The sequence below is a fragment of the Acinetobacter soli genome (assembly GCF_000760595.1).
Classification (GTDB): domain Bacteria; phylum Pseudomonadota; class Gammaproteobacteria; order Pseudomonadales; family Moraxellaceae; genus Acinetobacter; species Acinetobacter soli.
Genome location: NZ_BBNM01000011.1, coordinates 71,948 through 90,178, shown reverse-complemented (window position 1 = coordinate 90,178; position 18,231 = coordinate 71,948). Strand labels below are relative to the sequence as shown.

The following is an 18,231-nucleotide window of genomic DNA, read 5'->3' as shown; positions in this document are numbered from 1 at the left end:
TTGCTACCAAGATTCCAGTCGGTTTTACAAGCGTAATACTTTTAATGTTTCATTTAAAAATAACGGAAGTACATCAGGCGAGTGTGAACTGACGTATAGATTGTTGTCATTCACCACATCTTGATCTAGATAAACTGCACCTGCCTCTACCAGTTGAGAGCTGACTTGATCAATTGCGGTGAGGCGTCGTCCGCGTACGATGTTCGCATGTATCAGCAGTGAAGGATCATCACAACTACTAAAAATTGGTTTTTGTGCATTGGCAAACTTTTGGACAAATTCAATAAATTGTGTGTCTAAACTAAGCTGTGTGGGTGATATACCGCCTGCAATAAACAAGGCATCAAAGTCGTGTACACAACTATGCTGAATACTACAATCGATCGTGACCGACGTTTTACGCTTTAAACCGTAGACGATATTTCCCTCACAATTTTCAATATTCAAAATACTGTGTCCGGCAGCGCGGTAAGCATGAATCGACTCGACGTATTCTGTATCTGAAAAGTCATGCGTCAATAAAACAGCCACTTTTTTTGACATAAAATGCTCCATGTGACTCATCATTCAACCCGCTTTTTAGAGTAGTCATATCACATGAAGATTGAATGACGTGTTTTGTTGATAAAACGTCAAATCGTGTAAAAAATAGTCAAAAAACTTGCCAAAAGTAAGTAAGTTTTTGATGCAAACTATTGCTCGTCAAAAAGTTTTTGGCAGTTATTTAAACTATTGCAACTGGCCAATAAAATCGCTTTTGGCAAACTGGCATACAAATTCCCAATATGCTGTTCGCTCGGATGGTAAAAGTGCCACGAATGCAACTTGTTGGTATTGACCCGGCTAAAACCTGAAAAGAAGTCGCGGGCTGCATTTTTACTGATCGAGCGCTGCATATCGCTACTACTTTCTGAGGTGCCGACCGTGGTCATCAGATAGATTGATTTTTTTATTTGATTGCTCTGTTTGCGCCACAGATCTTGCTCTTGTAGCAATACATGATTGTTGTACCAAAGTGATGGACTGGCAGCAAAGTAACGTTGAAAGGAATCAGGACGTTTAAAGAAGGTATTTAAAGTAAATAATCCACCAAAAGAGTGACCAAATAAGGTTTGGTGATCGCGATTGATGCGAACACGATTAAAAATCTGTGGCTTGAGCTCATTGTCGATAAACTTTAAAAACTGAGTATCTCCACCATAACTGTATTGCTTATTGGGTTTATCATTTGTAGCCACAGTTGACGTGTAATCAAGTGCGCGATTTTGAGCGGAAAACAAAGCATCGCCTGCATATCCAATTGCAACAATGACCAATGGATCTGTTCCAAACTTGTTGCTGCCGCCTGCCATCGCTTGAGCAATTGCGCGAGCGCTTTCAAATGTAGCATTGCCATCAAGTAAGTACAGCACCGGATAACCCGCTTTGGGGGCGGGTGCTTGAGGGATGTACAGATTGATTAAATAGTGATGCGGCGTATATTGCGAGGTTAAAATAAACTGTTGTGATGTGCCTTTAAGCTGCTGCTCAGTGATGATATCCATCGTGTTTTTGTTCTGATTATTTGTGGCTGACCATGTTACTGATGTTGCACCGAGCATAAGCCCCATAAGGAGCGTTAAATGTTGTGTTTTAAATAATCGAGGCAGCTTTAAAATGTTCATGTTATAAATGAAATTGTTTGTAATTTATGCCGTTCTCATTAAATCATAAAAACACTGTAATTTGGCTCAAAAAACTAAACTTTTATTCATGCTCAAATGCTTAGAGATAGAACAATTCCAATCAACTCTTGCTATACTGTCGCAAAACAATTTGCAGGAGCTGCATTGCAATGGTCCATGATGATCAGAATCCTTCATCTTCTCTCGACTTACAAGAAATTCGCCAGCAGATCGACAGTGTCGATCAGCAGATTCAGTCGCTGATTAACCGTCGTGCCAAACTCGCTGAGGCGGTTGCCAAAGCCAAGTTTGCCTCTGAAGAAAATCCCTTGTTTTATCGACCAGAACGAGAAGCACAGGTTTTGCGTAAAGTCATGGAGCGCAACGAAGGCCCACTTTCCGATGTCACGATGGCACGTCTATTTCGCGAAATCATGTCGGCGTGTTTGGCATTAGAAGCACCCCAGAGTATTGCGTTTTTAGGGCCAGAAGGTACCTTTACACAAGCGGCAGCCCTGAAGCATTTTGGTAACGATGCGGTAGTGCGTCCATTGCCTACCATTGATGAAGTGTTTCGTGAAGTTGAAGCAGGCAGTGCGCATTATGGTGTCGTCCCTGTTGAAAACTCCTCTGAAGGCGTGGTTAACCATACTCTAGACTGCTTTAAAACGTCTCAACTCAATGTAATTGGTGAAGTGGAACTTCGCATCCATCATCAATTTCTAGTATCGAAAAACACCCGTAAGGATAGCATTAAACAGATCTATGCACATCAACAAACCCTAGCGCAATGCCGCCAGTGGCTCGATGCGCATTATCCGGGTGTGGAGCGTGTGGCACTGAACTCTAATGCTGAAGCTGCGCGTCGTATTCGTAATGAATGGCATTCGGCTGCAATTGCATCGGATATTGCAGCTTCGATGTATGATCTTGAAATTTTTCATCGTAACATTGAAGACAACCCAGAAAATACCACGCGCTTTTTGGTGATTGGTCGGGAAAAAATTCCACAAAGTGGAAGCGATAAAACTTCATTACTTATTTCGGCACATGACCGGGCAGGTGCCTTACTTGAAATCTTGGCACCGTTTGCAAAACATCAGATTAGCCTGACCAGTATTGAAACCCGACCAGCATTACCTGAAAAGTGGGCGTATGTATTTTTTATCGATTTAGAAGGTCATATCGATCAAGAAAACGTCGCCAAAGCACTGGATGAAATTCGTCCCTTGGTAAAAGAGCTTCGTATATTAGGTTCATATCCTGCGGCTGTGTTATAAACGTAAGTGAAGCAGATAGATGAGGATGGTCTGCTTCATATTGAACACTTTATAGATCAGTGTTGATCTGTTTTTACGAGATGAAAGTTAAGCGGTATGGCCCAACCATTATTTAAAAAAGTCGCCTTTATTGGTCTTGGACTGATAGGGTCTAGTCTGGCACGTGTGATTCAGTCAGAGCAACTTGCAACGTGTGTAGTTGCATCGACCCGTTCAGCAAAAACTTTGGCCGATGCTCAAGCCTTAGGTTTGATTCAGCAAGGGTATAGCAATCCAGTCGAAGCTGTCCAAGATGCCGATCTGGTTGTTTTAGCGCTTCCTGTGCGAGCAACACATGCCGTGCTGGCACAAATTCAGCCTTACTTGCATCCCGATGCAATTTTAACCGATGTTGGCAGCACCAAAGGTAATGTCGTCGAGGCGGCCAAAGCGGTTTTTGGTGAGGCACTTCCTGCCGGATTTGTACCCGGCCATCCAATCGCTGGAAGCGAACATACCGGTGTGCATGCAGGCAAGGTGGATTTGTTTGCCAACCATAAAGTGATTTTAACCCCTGTAGAAACCAGTGCTGCTTGGGCAGTGGATAAACTAATTCAACTGTGGTCTGCTGCCAAAGCTGAAGTGATTTGCATGGATGTGCAAAAGCATGATGAAGTCTTGGCGCATACCAGTCATTTGCCACATTTAATGGCATTTAATCTGGTTGAGCAACTGGCCAATCGTGAAGATAATCTTGATATTTTTCGTTATGCTGCCGGCGGGTTTCGTGATTTTTCCAGAATTGCGGCCAGCGATCCTCAAATGTGGCACGACATCTTCTTTGCCAATAAAACCGCAATTTTAAATGCTGTGGAAGGTTTTGAACAACAGCTCAGTAAAATTAAAGTACTGATCGAAACTGAAGATTCACATGCATTGATGGGGCTGCTTGGACATGCTCAAGCTGCCAGACAACACTTTAATCATATGTTAGCAAAAAAACCGTTGATGGAGAAAAACAAGGTGACACAGCAATTTACCATTTCGCCAGGACCTAAATCATTTACGGGTACTTTTACCATTCCTGGTGACAAATCCGTGTCACATCGCTCCATTATGTTTGGTGCGATTGCAGAGGGCACAACCCATGTGACTGGCTTTTTAGAAGGCGAAGATGCCTTGGCTACGTTACAGGCCTTTCGTGATATGGGTGTAAGTATTGAAGGGCCAAAAAATGGTGAAGTGACCATTCATGGTGTGGGAATGCAGGGCCTCAAAGCACCTGCAGGTGCATTGTATATGGGCAATTCAGGCACCAGCATGCGTTTACTTTCAGGCATGCTTTCTGCACAAAAATTTGATTCGGTCATGACTGGAGATGCGTCGTTATCGAAGCGTCCTATGGAACGTATTGCCAAGCCGTTACGTGCAATGGGTGCGCACATTCAGACTACTGGAGAAAAAGGCACACCACCTGTAAGCATTACAGGTAACCAAGCACTTCAAGGGATTACCTATGATCTGCCAATGGCTTCTGCACAAGTAAAATCAGGTATTTTACTGGCGGGTCTTTGGGCACAAGGTGAAACATCTGTAACTGAGCCAGAACCAACACGCGACCACACCGAGCGTATGTTGCGTGCTTTTGGTTATGATGTAAAAACCGAAGGAAACAAAATCAGTTTGCAAGGCGGTGGTAAGCTGGTCGGTACCAACATTCAAGTGCCTTCTGATATTTCATCAGCCGCTTTCTTTATGGTGGGTGCTGCAATTTGTGAAAATTCCGACGTCGTGCTTGAAGCTGTAGGTATCAACCCAACGCGTACAGGCGTGATTGAAATTCTCAAACAAATGGGTGCCGATATTGCCGTTGTAAATGAACGCATTGCAGGTGGTGAGCCGATTGCCGATATTCATATTAAAGGCTCGCGTACTCTAAAAGGAATCCATATTCCAGAAGACCAAGTGCCACTGGCGATTGATGAGTTTCCAGCTTTGTTTATTGCTGCGGCCTGTGCTGAAGGTCAGACCGTATTGACTGGAGCGGCTGAGTTACGTGTGAAAGAATCCGATCGTATTCAGGTCATGGCAGATGGTTTGAAAATTATGGGAATTGACTGCACACCAACAGCAGATGGCATCATTATTGAAGGTAAGGGCAAATCAGGCGATTGGTCAGCTATTTTTAACGGTGGTCAAGTAGAATCCCATCACGATCACCGTATTGCAATGAGTTTTAGTATTGCCGGTCTGCGAACTGGGGGGGCAATTGAAATTATTGGAACTGAAACTGTAGCAACCAGCTTCCCGACATTTACAGAACTGGCCAATCGTGCTGGCTTGAGTATTACTGTCAGTCAATAAAATTAGCTAAGTAATCCGATATAATCGGTAACATAAAATGAAAACAGCAGTCAGGCGATGCTTGGCTGCTGTTTATTTTTTGGCTATTCTAAAGTAGGACACAAGATATTTCGCCTTAAAATAACGCATAGGATATGTGATGAAAAAACTAGAATTTATGTCTCATCATCCCCATAACCAATCGATGGCAGATCGAGAGGCATTGATGACGCAAGAGTATGTGGCAGCCTTGTTATTTAAACAGTTGGGTGACTATGGATTTGATGCTCAGCAAATCGATCATGCAGATCATAATGTTGCTGTGCGAATTATCAACCAGCGTCTACCATTGTCGGTCATTTGCCAATCCAGCGATGCCACAGGACAAATGATGTGTGAAATCTCGGCTGATCGAAATGAACAGCAGGACTGGTTTGAAAAAATTGAAATGCAAAGTGTAATGCGCCAGTTGGCACATGCGATTGAAAACAGCCTTAAAAGTGACCACTATTTTAGCTGTTTTGAGTGGAAAAACTAAACTACAAAAAAGCCAGTTTATTTTGCTAAGGTTGTGTATAGTCTAGGAATGTTCTTGCAATTTTTTCGAGTACACACCCATGCAGCACGTCGACCTTTCACAGCTTTCACCTCAAATTGTCTGGAAGCATTTTCAGACGTTATGCCAAATTCCCCGACCATCAAAACAAGAACATGTATTACGTGAGCACCTTGCAAATTGGGCCAAGCAGCAGGGTTTGACGGTTTATATCGACCGTATCGGGAATTTAATTATTCGAAAACCTGCCACATCTGGCAATGAAGATAACGTTGGCGTTATTTTGCAGGGCCATCTGGATATGGTCACGCAAGCCAACCGAGGCAGTAATCATAACTTTATGCGCGATCCGCTTCGTCCGGTACTTGAGCAGGACTGGCCCGTGACACCCGAGACCACACTTGGCGCAGACAACGGTATTGGTGTTGCACTGGCATTGGCAGTTTTAGAGTCTACCGATATTTCACACGGCCCCATAGAAGTGCTGTTGACGGTGGATGAAGAAGCTGGCATGAGTGGTGCACGGTTATTAGAAGAAGGTGTCCTGACAGGTCATTGGCTATTTAATATCGATACCGAAGAGTGGGGAGAGTTGTATTTAGGCTGTGCAGGTAGTCAGGATGTTGAGGTATCACAAGCACTTGAATACGTCGCGGCACCTCAGATGGATTTGGAATCGGTAGAGATCTGTGTGACTGGTTTGAGAGGAGGTCACTCAGGCATTGACATTCACTTAGGCCGTGGCAACGCGAACGTGATTTTATCGCGGTTTTTGCACCAGCATTTAGCTGAGCTTGAAGGTTATTTAATTGAGTTTCATGGAGGCACTGCCCGAAATGCCTTACCGCGTGAAGCCAGTGCCAAAATCATTTTACCTAAAAAGAATATTGATTTGCTTGAGCAACGTCTGGATGAATACGAGGCACAGTGGTTGCAAGCACTCAAGGGGATAGACGATCAATTCAATATAGATTTACGTTTAATTCAAGATACACATCATGATGTACTGAAGACTCAGCAACAAAATCACGTGCTGGCCGCATTGTCGGGTTGCCCTTATGGCGTGGTCACTTGGAGCGAAGTGCTCAGTGATGTGGTTGAAACATCAAATAATATCGGTGTGGTGCATATCGACCAAGCACAGGGTTTTAAAGCAGTGATAATGGTTCGATCCATGCGAAATGAATCGGCAGAGCATTTCTCTCAGCAGATCGTAGAGCACTTTGCAAAGTATGATTTAGCAGCCACACGCGCTGAATTGGTGTCTGGTTGGACGCCTAATCCGGATTCGGCAGCTTTGAAATGTTTACAAGATGCTTATCAAACTGCCTTTAATATCGAGCCTGAACTAAAGGTGATTCATGCTGGACTTGAGTGCGGCATTATTGCCCAGCATTATCCGCACTTGCAAATGGTGTCATTTGGTCCAGATATTAAAGGGGCGCATGCACCCGGCGAGCGAGTGAAAGTAGATACTGTAGAGAAATGCTGGAAATTATTGGTCACCGCGTTAGAACAGGTTCCAAAAGTACATTAAAATAAAAAAGATGCTCATTACAAAATGAGCATCTTTAGATACTTACAATTTAGATCAAACTGTAAAATAATTTTTATTGAACAAATAAGAAGCGCGAAATAGCGATTCGTAATTGTTTTAGATAACCCGTAAAGAAGTGGTTGGCGCCTGGTAACACTGTGATTAAGTGGCGCTGCGGTTTGGCCCATTCAATCATATCAGAAAGCAAAGTGACTTCATCTTGCTCGCCATGAATAAAGAGAATGTCACCTTTGAGAGGTGGAGTCACATAATGACGTACGCCTGCCACGGTTGCAGTTGGCAATCCACATAAGATGGTTTGTTTTGGTTTTAACTCATCCGGTAGGGCGGCATAACTTTTGGCCATTACATGTGCGCCAAAGCTAAACCCACCTGCATAAAACGGAAGTGTGATATGGGCTTTTCGTGCATGATCAATGACAGTCAGAATATCATCTGTTTCGCCATGACCTTCATCATGCTCACCATGACTTTCACCTGAACCACGAAAACTTGGTCGGTAAACAATACAACCTTGCTCGACAAGAAGTTGAGCCAAGAGTGCTGGAACTTTGTGTTGAGGGGTTCCGCCTTGCAACGGATGGGGGTGACAAACGACAGCAAATCCTTTCGCTTCACCCTGTGGACGGTCTACAAAAACTTCAATTTGACCCACAGGACCCTGAATGAACATCTGTTCGGACATAGGACGATCGATTAGTAGCAGGAGAATGCGGTATTTTACCGATTAACGCCAACAAAAACACAGATTGGCGTTAAAATTTATCTACTGATATAGTCTGATTAACTATTATTTAACCAATTTACCTAAGGATGTATATGCTCGCACTCATTTCTCCTGCTAAGACTTTAGATTACGAATCTACACTTCCTACCGATGAACATACATTACCAAGACTATTAGACCATTCACAAGAGCTTATCGACTTTTGTCGTAATTTATCTGCGACTGAAATCGCCAGTTTGATGAGTGTGAGTGAAAAAATAGCCAATTTGAATGTAGAACGCTTTCGTGATTGGTCTCCTGAGTTTAATTTAGCCAATGCCAGACAGGCGATTTTTGCTTTCAAAGGTGATGTTTATACAGGGCTCGATGCGTATCATCTTAAAGAAAAAGATATTGCATTTGCCCAAACGCACTTACGTATGCTTTCAGGTTTATACGGACTACTTCGACCGCTTGATTTGATGATGCCGTATCGCCTTGAAATGGGAACCAAACTGCATAATTCGCGCGGACACAATCTTTACGAATTCTGGGGAAGTCAAATTACCGACCTCATTAATACAGATTTAAAAGAAGCAGAAAGTGAAATTTTGCTGAATCTGGCTTCAGATGAATATTATAAATCGGTAAAAGAATCTAAGATTCAGGCCAAAATCATTAAGCCAGTGTTTTTGGATGAAAAGAATGGCAAATTTAAAGTCATCAGTTTTTATGCAAAAAAAGCCAGAGGCTTAATGGCACGATTTATGATTGAACATCAAATCAATGAGGTGAAAGCGCTTCAAGAATTTGATTCGGAAGGCTATTTCTTCGATAAAGAAAACTCTACAGCGCAAGAGTTGGTGTTTAAGCGTCATGAGCAAACTACTTAATTGAATGATGCCTCAATCATAAAAAAGGCGGATCATATGATCCGCCTTTTTTAATTGATCTAAAGTCTTACTTAAGTGTTTTTACGACGCGCTTTACGTTTGGCAAACGGGAAGACCGCAACACTTTCTTCAACTTGAGCGGTGTTATGTTCATCTTCAGACGCTTTTTTATCTTCAGATTTGGTTTTTTTCTTTTTTTTACGTTTCTTTTTCGGTTCATCCTCGACCTCATCACCATCTTCAATGGCTTGCCAGTATTCTAACTGCTCCATGACGGCTGCATAGATTGAGCCTTTGCTGTAGCGTCCTTTTTTATCTAAAACACCAACAGGGCGGGCCATCAGAATTTCGAGTGCCTGATCTATAGTTTCAATCGCATGTACATGGAACTGCCCGTTGTTTACAGCCTCAATCACATCCTGACGAAGCATCAAATGCTGCATGTTTTGACGTGGAATGATCACGCCTTGCTTGCCAGTCAAACCTTGTAATTTACAGGCATCATAGAAGCCTTCAATTTTGGCATTAACGCCGCCAATTGGTTGTACCTGACCGAGCTGATTCATTGAACCCGTAATCGCCCACGACTGATCAATTGGCAACTGACTAATTGCAGAAATGAGTGCTGAAAGCTCTGCAACAGTTGCACTATCTCCATCGACCTGACCATAGCTTTGTTCAAATGCCAAGGCCGCAGAGAAGTGTAAAATCTGAGAGCGACCAAAATGAGCTTTAAGAAAGCTAGACATCAGTAACACGCCTTTGGCATGCAGCGAGCCGCCGAGTTCGACACTGCGTTCAATATCTAGAATATCGCCGCCACCTTGATAGACAGAAGCTGTCAGGCGTGAAGGTAAGCCAAATTCGACATCGGCATAATGAATGACCGATAAAGCATTGATCTGACCAAGACGATGCCCACGTGTTTCAATCAGCTGTGTTCCGCGCGAGAGGTCTTGCCAATACAGTTCACGCAAATAGCCTAAGCGATATTGACGATGTTGTAATGCAAGATTGATATGCTTGTCCGATACAATTTTGTCACCCGCTTTGAAGGCATGATGATGCGCCTCACGGATCAGATCACCCAAGGTTGAGGCATGTAAAGAAAGCGAACTCTGATCTTCGGCTTGACGGCTTGAATCGGTGAGTAGGGCTGCCAGCGCAGAGCGATCAAATGGCAAGAGTTTGTCGGCCTGAACGTAATCTGCAATGAGCTGCATGTACGCTTGTTCATTCACTTCGTTACGCTGTAAGGTATCGGTGAAGTCTGCACGTATTTTAAATACACTGCCAAGCTCTGGCTCTACCTCTAAAATTTCATAATAAATTTCAGGTTCGGCCATCAAAATTACTTTTACATCAAGTGGTACGGCGGCAGGTTCAATCGAGATACTGCCTGTAAGGGTCAGCATATGTTCAAGTGATGAAAGTTTAAGCTGTCCAGATTTAAGCGCGCGCTTTAAACCCTGCCAAGCATACGGCTGCTCAAGTAATTGCTCGGCTTCAAGCATTAAAAAGCCGCCATTCGCCTGATGCAGACATCCCGGACGGATCAAGGTAAAGTCTGTGGTGATGGTGCCATTTTGTGTGAGCTGCTCAACGTGACCAAGCAGATTATAATGTGTTGGGAAATCATCAAAAATAACCGGTGCGCCACTGTTTGGCTTGTTGGTCACAATGGTATTGGCTTGATAACGAGATGGAACGCGATTAAATAACGCAGGCGAGAAATCATCTTCCTCCTGTTCTAAAATCATTTCGACATTTTGAATAATATCGTCGGCGTAATGCTTTAAAAACTCATCCAAGCCTTGAACTGTTTTGTGCTTGTTCAGGATTTGTTCCATACGCGGTATCACCACTTGTTTGGCGATATCACGATTCAGCACCGACACACGATCACGTGCATCATCTTCAAGTGAGCCGAGGTGTAACCCTAAACGCTCAAGCTTTTTGTCCATATAACGAATATTGGAGGCAATTTCAGCACGTTCTTTACTCGACAATGCCTCGATATCGTTTTGTGTCATTTCATGTACTTGATCGTCTTTATACTGAACAGGCACAAAGCAATGCTCTTCATTGCGCGAGATCAGTTTTAGATCAAGTTCCTCACCTTCTTTGGTGAGTTCGACTAGCGCATCTTGCTGCTCTTTACCAGTTTCCTGACGAATTTGTTCAATTCGGTTGTGATAGGTTTCTGCGGTAAAACGACGCTCTAGCTGTTTTAAAATGGTTTGCCAAGCATGATGCAATGCGCTTTGGAATTTTGGGCCCGTACCGGCAGGAAAGCGCAGCGCAAGTGGTTGTCTGGCGTTTTTAAAGTTATTGACATACACCCAATCATCTGGCGTAGGCATACTTTTTGCGTGCTGTTGCAGCAAACGCTTGATCATGGTGCGTTTGCCCAAACCCGCCGTACCAACGGCAAAGATATTGTAGCCTGAATAAGGCAGCGAAATGCCTGCCTCGACTGATGCTCTGGCGCGATCTTGCCCTAGAAAGTTATTGAGCGGCTTGATGCGTCGAGTCGAAGACGGAATATCTTCGAGCTTTGGAATATGAGTAAGCTGTGCTGCTTTAAGTGCCGTTTTCTCTAAAGTACTCTGAATCTCATTTTGCTCGAATGCAGACGGAACGTTATTGGTTTTTGAGGTATTCGCTGTTGTTGTGGTTGAAGAAAGAGTTGAAGCCATTTGATCGAGTCTTTGGGTCACAGGTGAAATCCAAAAAATAAACAGAGTTGAGATTTAAAGGTATACAGGTTTAGTCTAAAAGATCAAGCGTTGATGCTGATTTAATCGTCAAAAGTAGGGCGCTTTGCATAAACAATATTGAAACCGTGCCAATAAAGCGATTGAATAGGCGCTTAGATGAAAATTTCGGAAAATAATAAGCGAATGACTACACAAACTACAGGATGGAAAGCTGCGTTTGCTGCATTTCTTGACCGCCGTGCTCTGATTATGCTGTTTCTCGGATTTTCGGCGGGGATTCCCATTCTGCTGATTTTTTCAAGCTTATCGTTATGGTTAGGCGAGGCTGGAATTGATAAGAGCGCGGTCACTTTTTTTAGTTGGGCGGCTTTGGGATATTCATTTAAGTTTGTGTGGGCGCCACTAATCGATGAACTTCCAGTACCCGTCTTGACCAAAACACTCGGTCGACGCCGCGCATGGCTATTAATTGCGCAAATTCTGATCATTGTTGCTATTTCGATTATGGCTTTTTCAGATCCGGCGCTCGGCCAGAGTTATCTCATCCAAATGGCGGTTGGTGCAGTGTTGCTTGGTTTTTCAGCTGCTACGCAAGATATCGTAATTGATGCTTACCGTATTGAATTGGCTGAAACCCAGATGCAAACGGTTCTTGCTGCAACCTATAACGCAGGTTATCGAATCGGAATGATTGTGGCGGGTGCGGGTGCTTTGTTTTTAGCTGCCTATTTGGGAACTGCCAAAGGGAACTACATATATGAAGCTTGGAAATATACGTATTTAACTATGGCAGCAGTGATGCTGGTGGGGATTCTAACCACCTTAATCATTCGAGAACCAAAGGTTGATCGTGTCTATAAAAGCTATCAGCGCCGCGATTATTTTCGTTTGGTGCTGGTCTTTTTTGTTGCTGTAATTTGCTTTGTTTTTAGCTATTTGTTTACTGGTCATTTGGCTGAACAATTAGTGAGTTGGCTATCGATTCAAGACAATATTTTATTATTTTTAATTGAGGCGCTACGCTTTATTACTGCGGCTGCCGTAGCACTGGCTGTAGGCACACTTCTGGTTCGTGTAGGTGTCGTCAACAAGCAGATGGCCAAAGAGACATGGATTAATCCAGTCCTCGATTTTTTTCAGCGTTATGGCACCAAGCTGGCATTGGTCCTTCTGTTACTGATTGGTTTTTATCGTATTTCCGATATCATCGCGGGTGTAATTTCCAACGTTTTTTATCAAGATCTTAATTTCACCAAAGAACAGATTGCAGAAGCAGTTAAAATTTATGGTGTTATTTTTAGTTTGGTGGGTGGTTTCTTGGGAGGCTTACTGGCACAACGTATGAACATCATGAAATTGATGTTTGTAGGTGCAGTATTAGCAAGCTCAACCAACTTGATTTTTATTGGCTTGGTTAAGTCGGGGCACCCGCTTGGGCAGGTTCAGGTAAATGTTGGTGGTCAGCAATATTTGGCGGATACCGATGAAGTAGGATACTGGACGGTTAAGGTGCCAACCGAAGTACTAAAAAATACAACCCAGTTTCAGGTATCTACCGCTTATGCCGATGCCGCACAACAAAGTAAAGTTGCGGTGGTTCAACCCTATATTGTGGGTAATATCAATCAGGCGCATTTGATGTTATTGCCTGTCATGGGACGAAATATCATCTCACTAAACGAGTCACAAAACAGTATTGTGGTTAAAGGGCAGTATTTTGGGCCAGCACTAACAGACGCACAAAAAATTGTGCTACAGCTTGATGGCAAGCCATATCCAGCCAAGCTTGATAAAACAGGTGCTTTTAGTGCTGTTGTTGAGACTAAAATGTTAACTGGCTCCAGCACGAAACAGCTCCAGGCCACAGTGACAGATGGATCGCGTATATTAGTGAATACTTCGCTGGCTTATCATGTTGCACAGGGAGTAGGGGCTAAAAATGAACTCGATATCAGTGTTGAACCAGTTGCATTGATCAATCCGAATGATCAAAGCAATATTGAGCTTAAAGGGAAAGTCATCAAGCCATATAGCTCGCTCTGGTTATATTTTGCCATTGTGGTCGATAATTTGGCTTCTGGTTTAGCCGGTGCAGCATTTATTGCATTTTTATCTAGCTTGACGAGTGTGTCCTTTACAGCGGTACAATATGCTATCTTTAGTTCACTGATGACGCTCACACCAAAACTTCTGGGTGGGTACTCAGGCACCATCGTAACGCACATTGGCTATCCTCAATTTTTCTTAATGACGACCTTAATTGGAATTCCAATTCTTGTTTTGGTGGTTTGGGTTGCCAAGTTGCTCAAGGCGCATGAACTCAAGCAAATTCAAACGAAAGGCACAGGTGATTAACAATGCGAATGCTTCATACAATGTTGCGAGTAGGCAATTTAGAGAACTCTCTCCAGTTTTATACCGAAGTTTTAGGCATGACCTTACTGCGCAAACGTGATTACGAAGAAGGCCGTTTCACTTTGGCATTTGTTGGCTATGGCAGTGAAGATGATCATACTGTTTTAGAGCTGACACATAACTGGGATACCTCTAGCTATGAGTTAGGAAATGCGTATGGTCACATCGCCATTGGTGTTGAAGATGCCTATAAGGCATGTGAAGAAATCAAGCAACGTGGTGGCAAGGTGGTACGTGAAGCAGGTCCAATGAAGGGCGGCGTAACCGTAATTGCATTTGTTGAAGATCCAGATGGTTATAAAATCGAATTGATCCAGCAAGATAATAATGCGCGTAATAATTAACGCTTGAGTGAAATAGTTTAACTAAATAACGCGCATTTCTTCAAAAAACTGGATTTATGCTGTCAGACCAGTAACATAGCGTTTACCTTTTAGTAAACACAGTGTTACTGGTCTTCTTACATATACATAAGGATATTGTTCCATGCTTAAGCTGTTGGCTTTAGATCGCTTCACTTTATTACTCTTTACGATGGTATTGTTGGCCTCTTTTGTACCAATTTACGGGCATGCTGCAGATATATTTAGCGTCGTAACCAATATTGCGATTGCCATTTTATTCTTTTTACATGGCGCCAAACTATCTCGTGAAGCGATTGTTCAAGGCATCATGCATTGGCGGCTACATGGTTTAGTGTTTATTTTTACCTTTGTATTTTTTCCTGCACTCGGCTTATTGGCCAAGCCTGTTTTGGTACATATTTTAGGACAAGAGCTATATTGGGGCTTCTTGTTTATGTGCTTTTTGCCCTCTACCGTCCAATCATCAATTGCCTTCACTTCAGTAGCTAAAGGCAATGTTGCAGCAGCAGTATGCAGTGCATCGTTTTCAAATCTAATCGGAATGTTCATTACACCTGTAATGGTCAGTCTATTTATTTTTGGTCATTCAAAGCATGATTACGATCCAACATCTTCAATTATTCAAATTGCACTTTTGTTGTTGGTGCCATTTATTTTAGGGCAGCTTCTTCGACCTTATGTTTTCCCACTCATGGCAAAAGTGCCAAGTATTGTAAAAGCATTTGATCAGGGCACTATTTTAATGGTGGTTTACAGTGCATTTAGTAGTGCAGTGATTGCCGGTTTGTGGCATCAGGTTGGGATTGGAACACTGATCGCATTGATTATTTCATGCTCAGTGCTACTCACCATCATTATGCTGAGTGCATTTTATATTTCTCGATTGCTTGGCTTTAACCGCGAAGACCAAATTTCTATTTTTTTCTGTGGCTCCAAAAAAACTTTGGCCAGTGGTGTACCTATGGCGCAGATCTTATTCATTGGTCAGCCGCTAGGTATGATTGTATTGCCGATTATGATTTTCCATCAAATTCAGCTCATGACCTGTGGAATTATCGCGAATTATTTGGCCAAGCAGCAATCTGATGAAGAAACGCTGGTAAGATCAGAATAAAGATTCGCAATTTTGCTTTAAAAGGCGTATAATCTTACCCACTTGTTGTGCTTAGCTCTGGCTTATAAGCCTCGGTGGGCCAAAAGAATGGTCTGTTGTCGTGTTAACCTGCTAATGATTTAGCCTTTTTCCTCAGTTTTTATATTGAGAGTGGTTGATTGCGATGACAGCTTAAGCCTTTCTTCAATTAGGAGTCATCGACCATGCGCGCCGATATTCACCCAAAATACGAAAAATTAGTTGCTACTTGTTCATGCGGTAACGTTATTGAAACTCGTTCTGCACTTGCTAAAGACACTCTTTACCTTGACGTATGTTCAGCTTGCCACCCATTTTACACTGGTAAGCAAAAGAACGTAGATACAGGCGGTCGTATCGACAAGTTCAAACAACGTTTCTCTGGTATGTCACGTTCTATCAAACGTTAATACTGAAAAACAAAAAAACGGGCCTTATGCCCGTTTTTTTATGTCTGTTATACGGCTCAGTGTTGATCTTGAACATCGACCAGACGATCAAGTTTAACTTGAAAGTAGTTGCCTTGCAGATAACGCGCGCAAATATTCCACGCATTTGCAAATACATTGACATCATTAAGCTCGGGCATAATGAGTTCAATGGCCGCAGGAAGCTGGGCATGTTCGATTTGAGCCTGTAAATCCAGTGCTGATTGTTCAACTGATAAGTCCTGATTAAACTTCGCATTGAGACGCAAATAACGCACATTACTCTTTTGCAAAATCGAACTGAGTTGCGGATCTGGCATATAATTACGAATCGAAATGAATACACCGCACTGGTGCAGTATTGAAAGTTGCTGCTGTGCTTGAGGCGTAATTTTATTTAGTGCTGAAAAAGGCAGTTGAATCACAATTGGATGCTGTTCTTTACTTCCTAATATAGAGAGTAGCTGTTGCATGAGTGTAGAAAGTTGCGGTAAAGCCAAGAAAAATTCACTTAAATTAATGATCAGTTTGGCAGATGGATACTGCTGAATAAATTGTTTGAGTTGCTTGACTGACTGTTCAAGTACATAACGATCCAGCTGGAGCATCAATTCAGGTGCATCTTGAAGATCTACATGATCGAGCAGGCTATCCCATTGATTATTGTTTAAATGACCATAGCTGACTTCATAAATATATAATGTCTGGTCTTGTTTGTCGTAGAGCTGTTGATAGCGAAGCTCGAGTGTATTTTGTTCGAGTTGATTTTTGATCTGCTGTGCAAAACTTGTATTCAATTCAGCAGGTGCTGTGACAACATGCCGTTGTAGTTGAACGTGTGGTGTGCTTTTTGGAGAAGCTTGAGTGGTTTCCTTGTGAGGTAATGCCTGATGCAAGGCTTTGTTGATATAGTTTTCAAGACTCTCTGTATGTTCAACTTGGCTTGGTATAAGGCAGTATCCTGTTTTAAGTGAAGTTTCTAGATTCAAACTTTGGCTAACATAAGGGAACGTCTTGCTAATTTTAGTTTCTAGCTGCATGAGTTCTGTGCGTAAGGCTTCAATTGAAACCGCCTGAAAAATGGCGAGATATGCGCCGTGATCGAGTTTTTGAAATGCAACGGCTTCTAAAAAACGTTCAATGATTGTTTCGATCTCATTAAAGTAAGCTGGTATTGCACGCCATTCATGTGAATAAATCGCTTCAAAGTGATAGAGTGGTGCAAAAATGACAATACTGTTCAGTTTGGCTGGCGCGCGTTTAAGCTGTTGATTGAGCCATTCAACGGTATCAAATGGACTGTTTTGCACAAGATCTGGCAGATCAACATCATCAATTTTTTGTGACTCAAGTGATTCAAATTCAAAATCAAATAATGGTGTATCGAACTGCTCACAATCGATGCTCAGTTGAACGGTATCATCGCCATGTGGCAAAAAATTCAAACGTAAAGGGTCGTTATTAATCAGTTCGGGATGCTGAGATTGAAGAACGATGCGGTTTCGTTCGGGATGTTGCACGCTAATCCGTTTAAAAAACTGTTTAAATGCAGCTACATTTTCAGGTTGCAGTATATCCAGTAAAGGCAAGCCAATTACATGATCTTGGTGTGCGATCTTAAAGAGTGCCAAATATTCGGCATTGGCTTGAATATGAATGCCTTCTTCAATCAATGCGACGGCTTTACGACTTTGACGGACCAATGACTGAGTTCGAAGGTGAGCTGCATTTAACTCATTGCTTAAACGATGTTCGTTTTGAAGCAAGGCACTGTAATTTAAAGCACGTGACAGCACCACATAAAACTGCTCAGGCTGAGAAAGATCGATCAAATCATACAGGCCTTGTTGTATCAAGTGCGTTTGCTCGATAGCAGTAAGGGTGCCGGTAGTGAGAAATAGAATTGGTAAGCTCGGCTCTGCCTGTTGCTGCACTATTGCAATCGTCTGCGCCAGATCAAGATCATAAGCATTTGCAAAAATGACCAGATCCCAGCGCTGCTTAAGATATTTTTCAAAACTGATCAGATCATCGAGCAAAATCGCTTGAGCGCTGTAATCCTTGGCCGCCAAAAGATCAATAAATTGATTATAGCGAAGCTGATTATCGTCTATGAAGAGAATGCGGAGGTCGGAGTGTTTTGAATTTTTATTAAGCAACGCGTTTCTCACTTCAATTTTGTCCTTAACGTA

General features: G+C 42.6%; 14 protein-coding genes. 9 read left to right on the top strand and 5 right to left on the bottom strand.

All coding sequences use genetic code 11. From position 1 onward, the window contains the following. Positions 1–24 precede the first annotated feature (24 nt). A complete protein-coding gene (locus tag Aso01_RS12910) occupies positions 25–543 on the bottom strand; it encodes a DJ-1/PfpI family protein (RefSeq protein WP_004938406.1) in 519 nt (172 codons plus the stop codon). Positions 544–692: 149 nt separating this feature from the next. After that, a complete protein-coding gene (locus Aso01_RS12905) occupies positions 693–1,664 on the bottom strand; it encodes an alpha/beta hydrolase (protein WP_004938402.1) in 972 nt (323 codons plus the stop codon). A 170-nt stretch (positions 1,665–1,834) separates the two neighbouring features. Between Aso01_RS12905 and pheA the strand changes: the two genes are divergently transcribed. The 4 genes from pheA (at position 1,835) to pepD (ending at position 7,359) form a co-directional block, all read left to right on the top strand. Beyond that, the gene (pheA, locus tag Aso01_RS12900) at positions 1,835–2,944 is read left to right on the top strand and encodes a prephenate dehydratase (protein WP_004938399.1); all 1,110 of its coding nucleotides are present in this window, start codon (positions 1,835–1,837) and stop codon (positions 2,942–2,944) included. Positions 2,945–3,040: 96 nt separating this feature from the next. After that, a complete protein-coding gene (locus Aso01_RS12895) occupies positions 3,041–5,287 on the top strand; it encodes a bifunctional prephenate dehydrogenase/3-phosphoshikimate 1-carboxyvinyltransferase (RefSeq protein ID WP_004938396.1) in 2,247 nt (748 codons plus the stop codon). 139 nt (positions 5,288–5,426) lie between these two features. After that, positions 5,427–5,804, top strand: coding sequence for a hypothetical protein (locus Aso01_RS12890; RefSeq protein WP_004938392.1), 378 nt, complete (start codon positions 5,427–5,429; stop codon positions 5,802–5,804). A gap of 79 nt (positions 5,805–5,883) precedes the next feature. Then, complete coding sequence (gene pepD / locus Aso01_RS12885; protein WP_004938389.1) at positions 5,884–7,359, top strand: beta-Ala-His dipeptidase; 1,476 nt, start codon at positions 5,884–5,886, stop codon at positions 7,357–7,359. 73 nt (positions 7,360–7,432) lie between these two features. Here pepD and Aso01_RS12880 read toward each other — a convergent pair whose 3' ends face one another. Further along, positions 7,433–8,065 (bottom strand): alpha/beta hydrolase, encoded by a 633-nt coding sequence (locus Aso01_RS12880; RefSeq protein WP_004938386.1) that lies wholly within the window; start codon positions 8,063–8,065, stop codon positions 7,433–7,435. A 134-nt stretch (positions 8,066–8,199) separates the two neighbouring features. Here Aso01_RS12880 and yaaA point away from each other — a divergent pair, with 134 nt between their 5' ends. Next, positions 8,200–8,979 (top strand): peroxide stress protein YaaA, encoded by a 780-nt coding sequence (gene yaaA / locus Aso01_RS12875; RefSeq protein WP_004938384.1) that lies wholly within the window; start codon positions 8,200–8,202, stop codon positions 8,977–8,979. A 71-nt stretch (positions 8,980–9,050) separates the two neighbouring features. On the opposite strand, the gene Aso01_RS12870 is transcribed toward yaaA, so the two are convergent. Then, complete coding sequence (locus Aso01_RS12870) at positions 9,051–11,699, bottom strand: Lon protease family protein (protein WP_004938381.1); 2,649 nt, start codon at positions 11,697–11,699, stop codon at positions 9,051–9,053. 156 nt (positions 11,700–11,855) lie between these two features. On the opposite strand from Aso01_RS12870, the gene Aso01_RS12865 reads away from it, so the two are divergent. From Aso01_RS12865 to rpmE, 4 genes are all read left to right on the top strand, one after another. After that, positions 11,856–14,054, top strand: a complete 2,199-nt coding sequence (locus tag Aso01_RS12865; protein ID WP_004938380.1) for an AmpG family muropeptide MFS transporter — start codon at positions 11,856–11,858, stop codon at positions 14,052–14,054. Between the two features lie 2 nt (positions 14,055–14,056). Then, complete coding sequence (gene gloA / locus Aso01_RS12860) at positions 14,057–14,458, top strand: lactoylglutathione lyase (protein WP_004938378.1); 402 nt, start codon at positions 14,057–14,059, stop codon at positions 14,456–14,458. 142 nt (positions 14,459–14,600) lie between these two features. After that, on the top strand, positions 14,601–15,593 hold the full coding sequence (locus tag Aso01_RS12855) for a bile acid:sodium symporter family protein (RefSeq protein ID WP_004938374.1): 993 nt from the start codon (positions 14,601–14,603) through the stop codon (positions 15,591–15,593). 203 nt (positions 15,594–15,796) lie between these two features. Next, positions 15,797–16,021: a 50S ribosomal protein L31 gene (gene rpmE / locus Aso01_RS12850; protein WP_004938371.1), complete on the top strand. Its 225-nt coding sequence runs from the start codon at positions 15,797–15,799 to the stop codon at positions 16,019–16,021. Positions 16,022–16,077: 56 nt separating this feature from the next. On the opposite strand, the gene Aso01_RS12845 is transcribed toward rpmE, so the two are convergent. Further along, a complete protein-coding gene (locus Aso01_RS12845; RefSeq protein ID WP_004938369.1) occupies positions 16,078–18,210 on the bottom strand; it encodes an EAL domain-containing protein in 2,133 nt (710 codons plus the stop codon). Positions 18,211–18,231 lie beyond the last annotated feature (21 nt).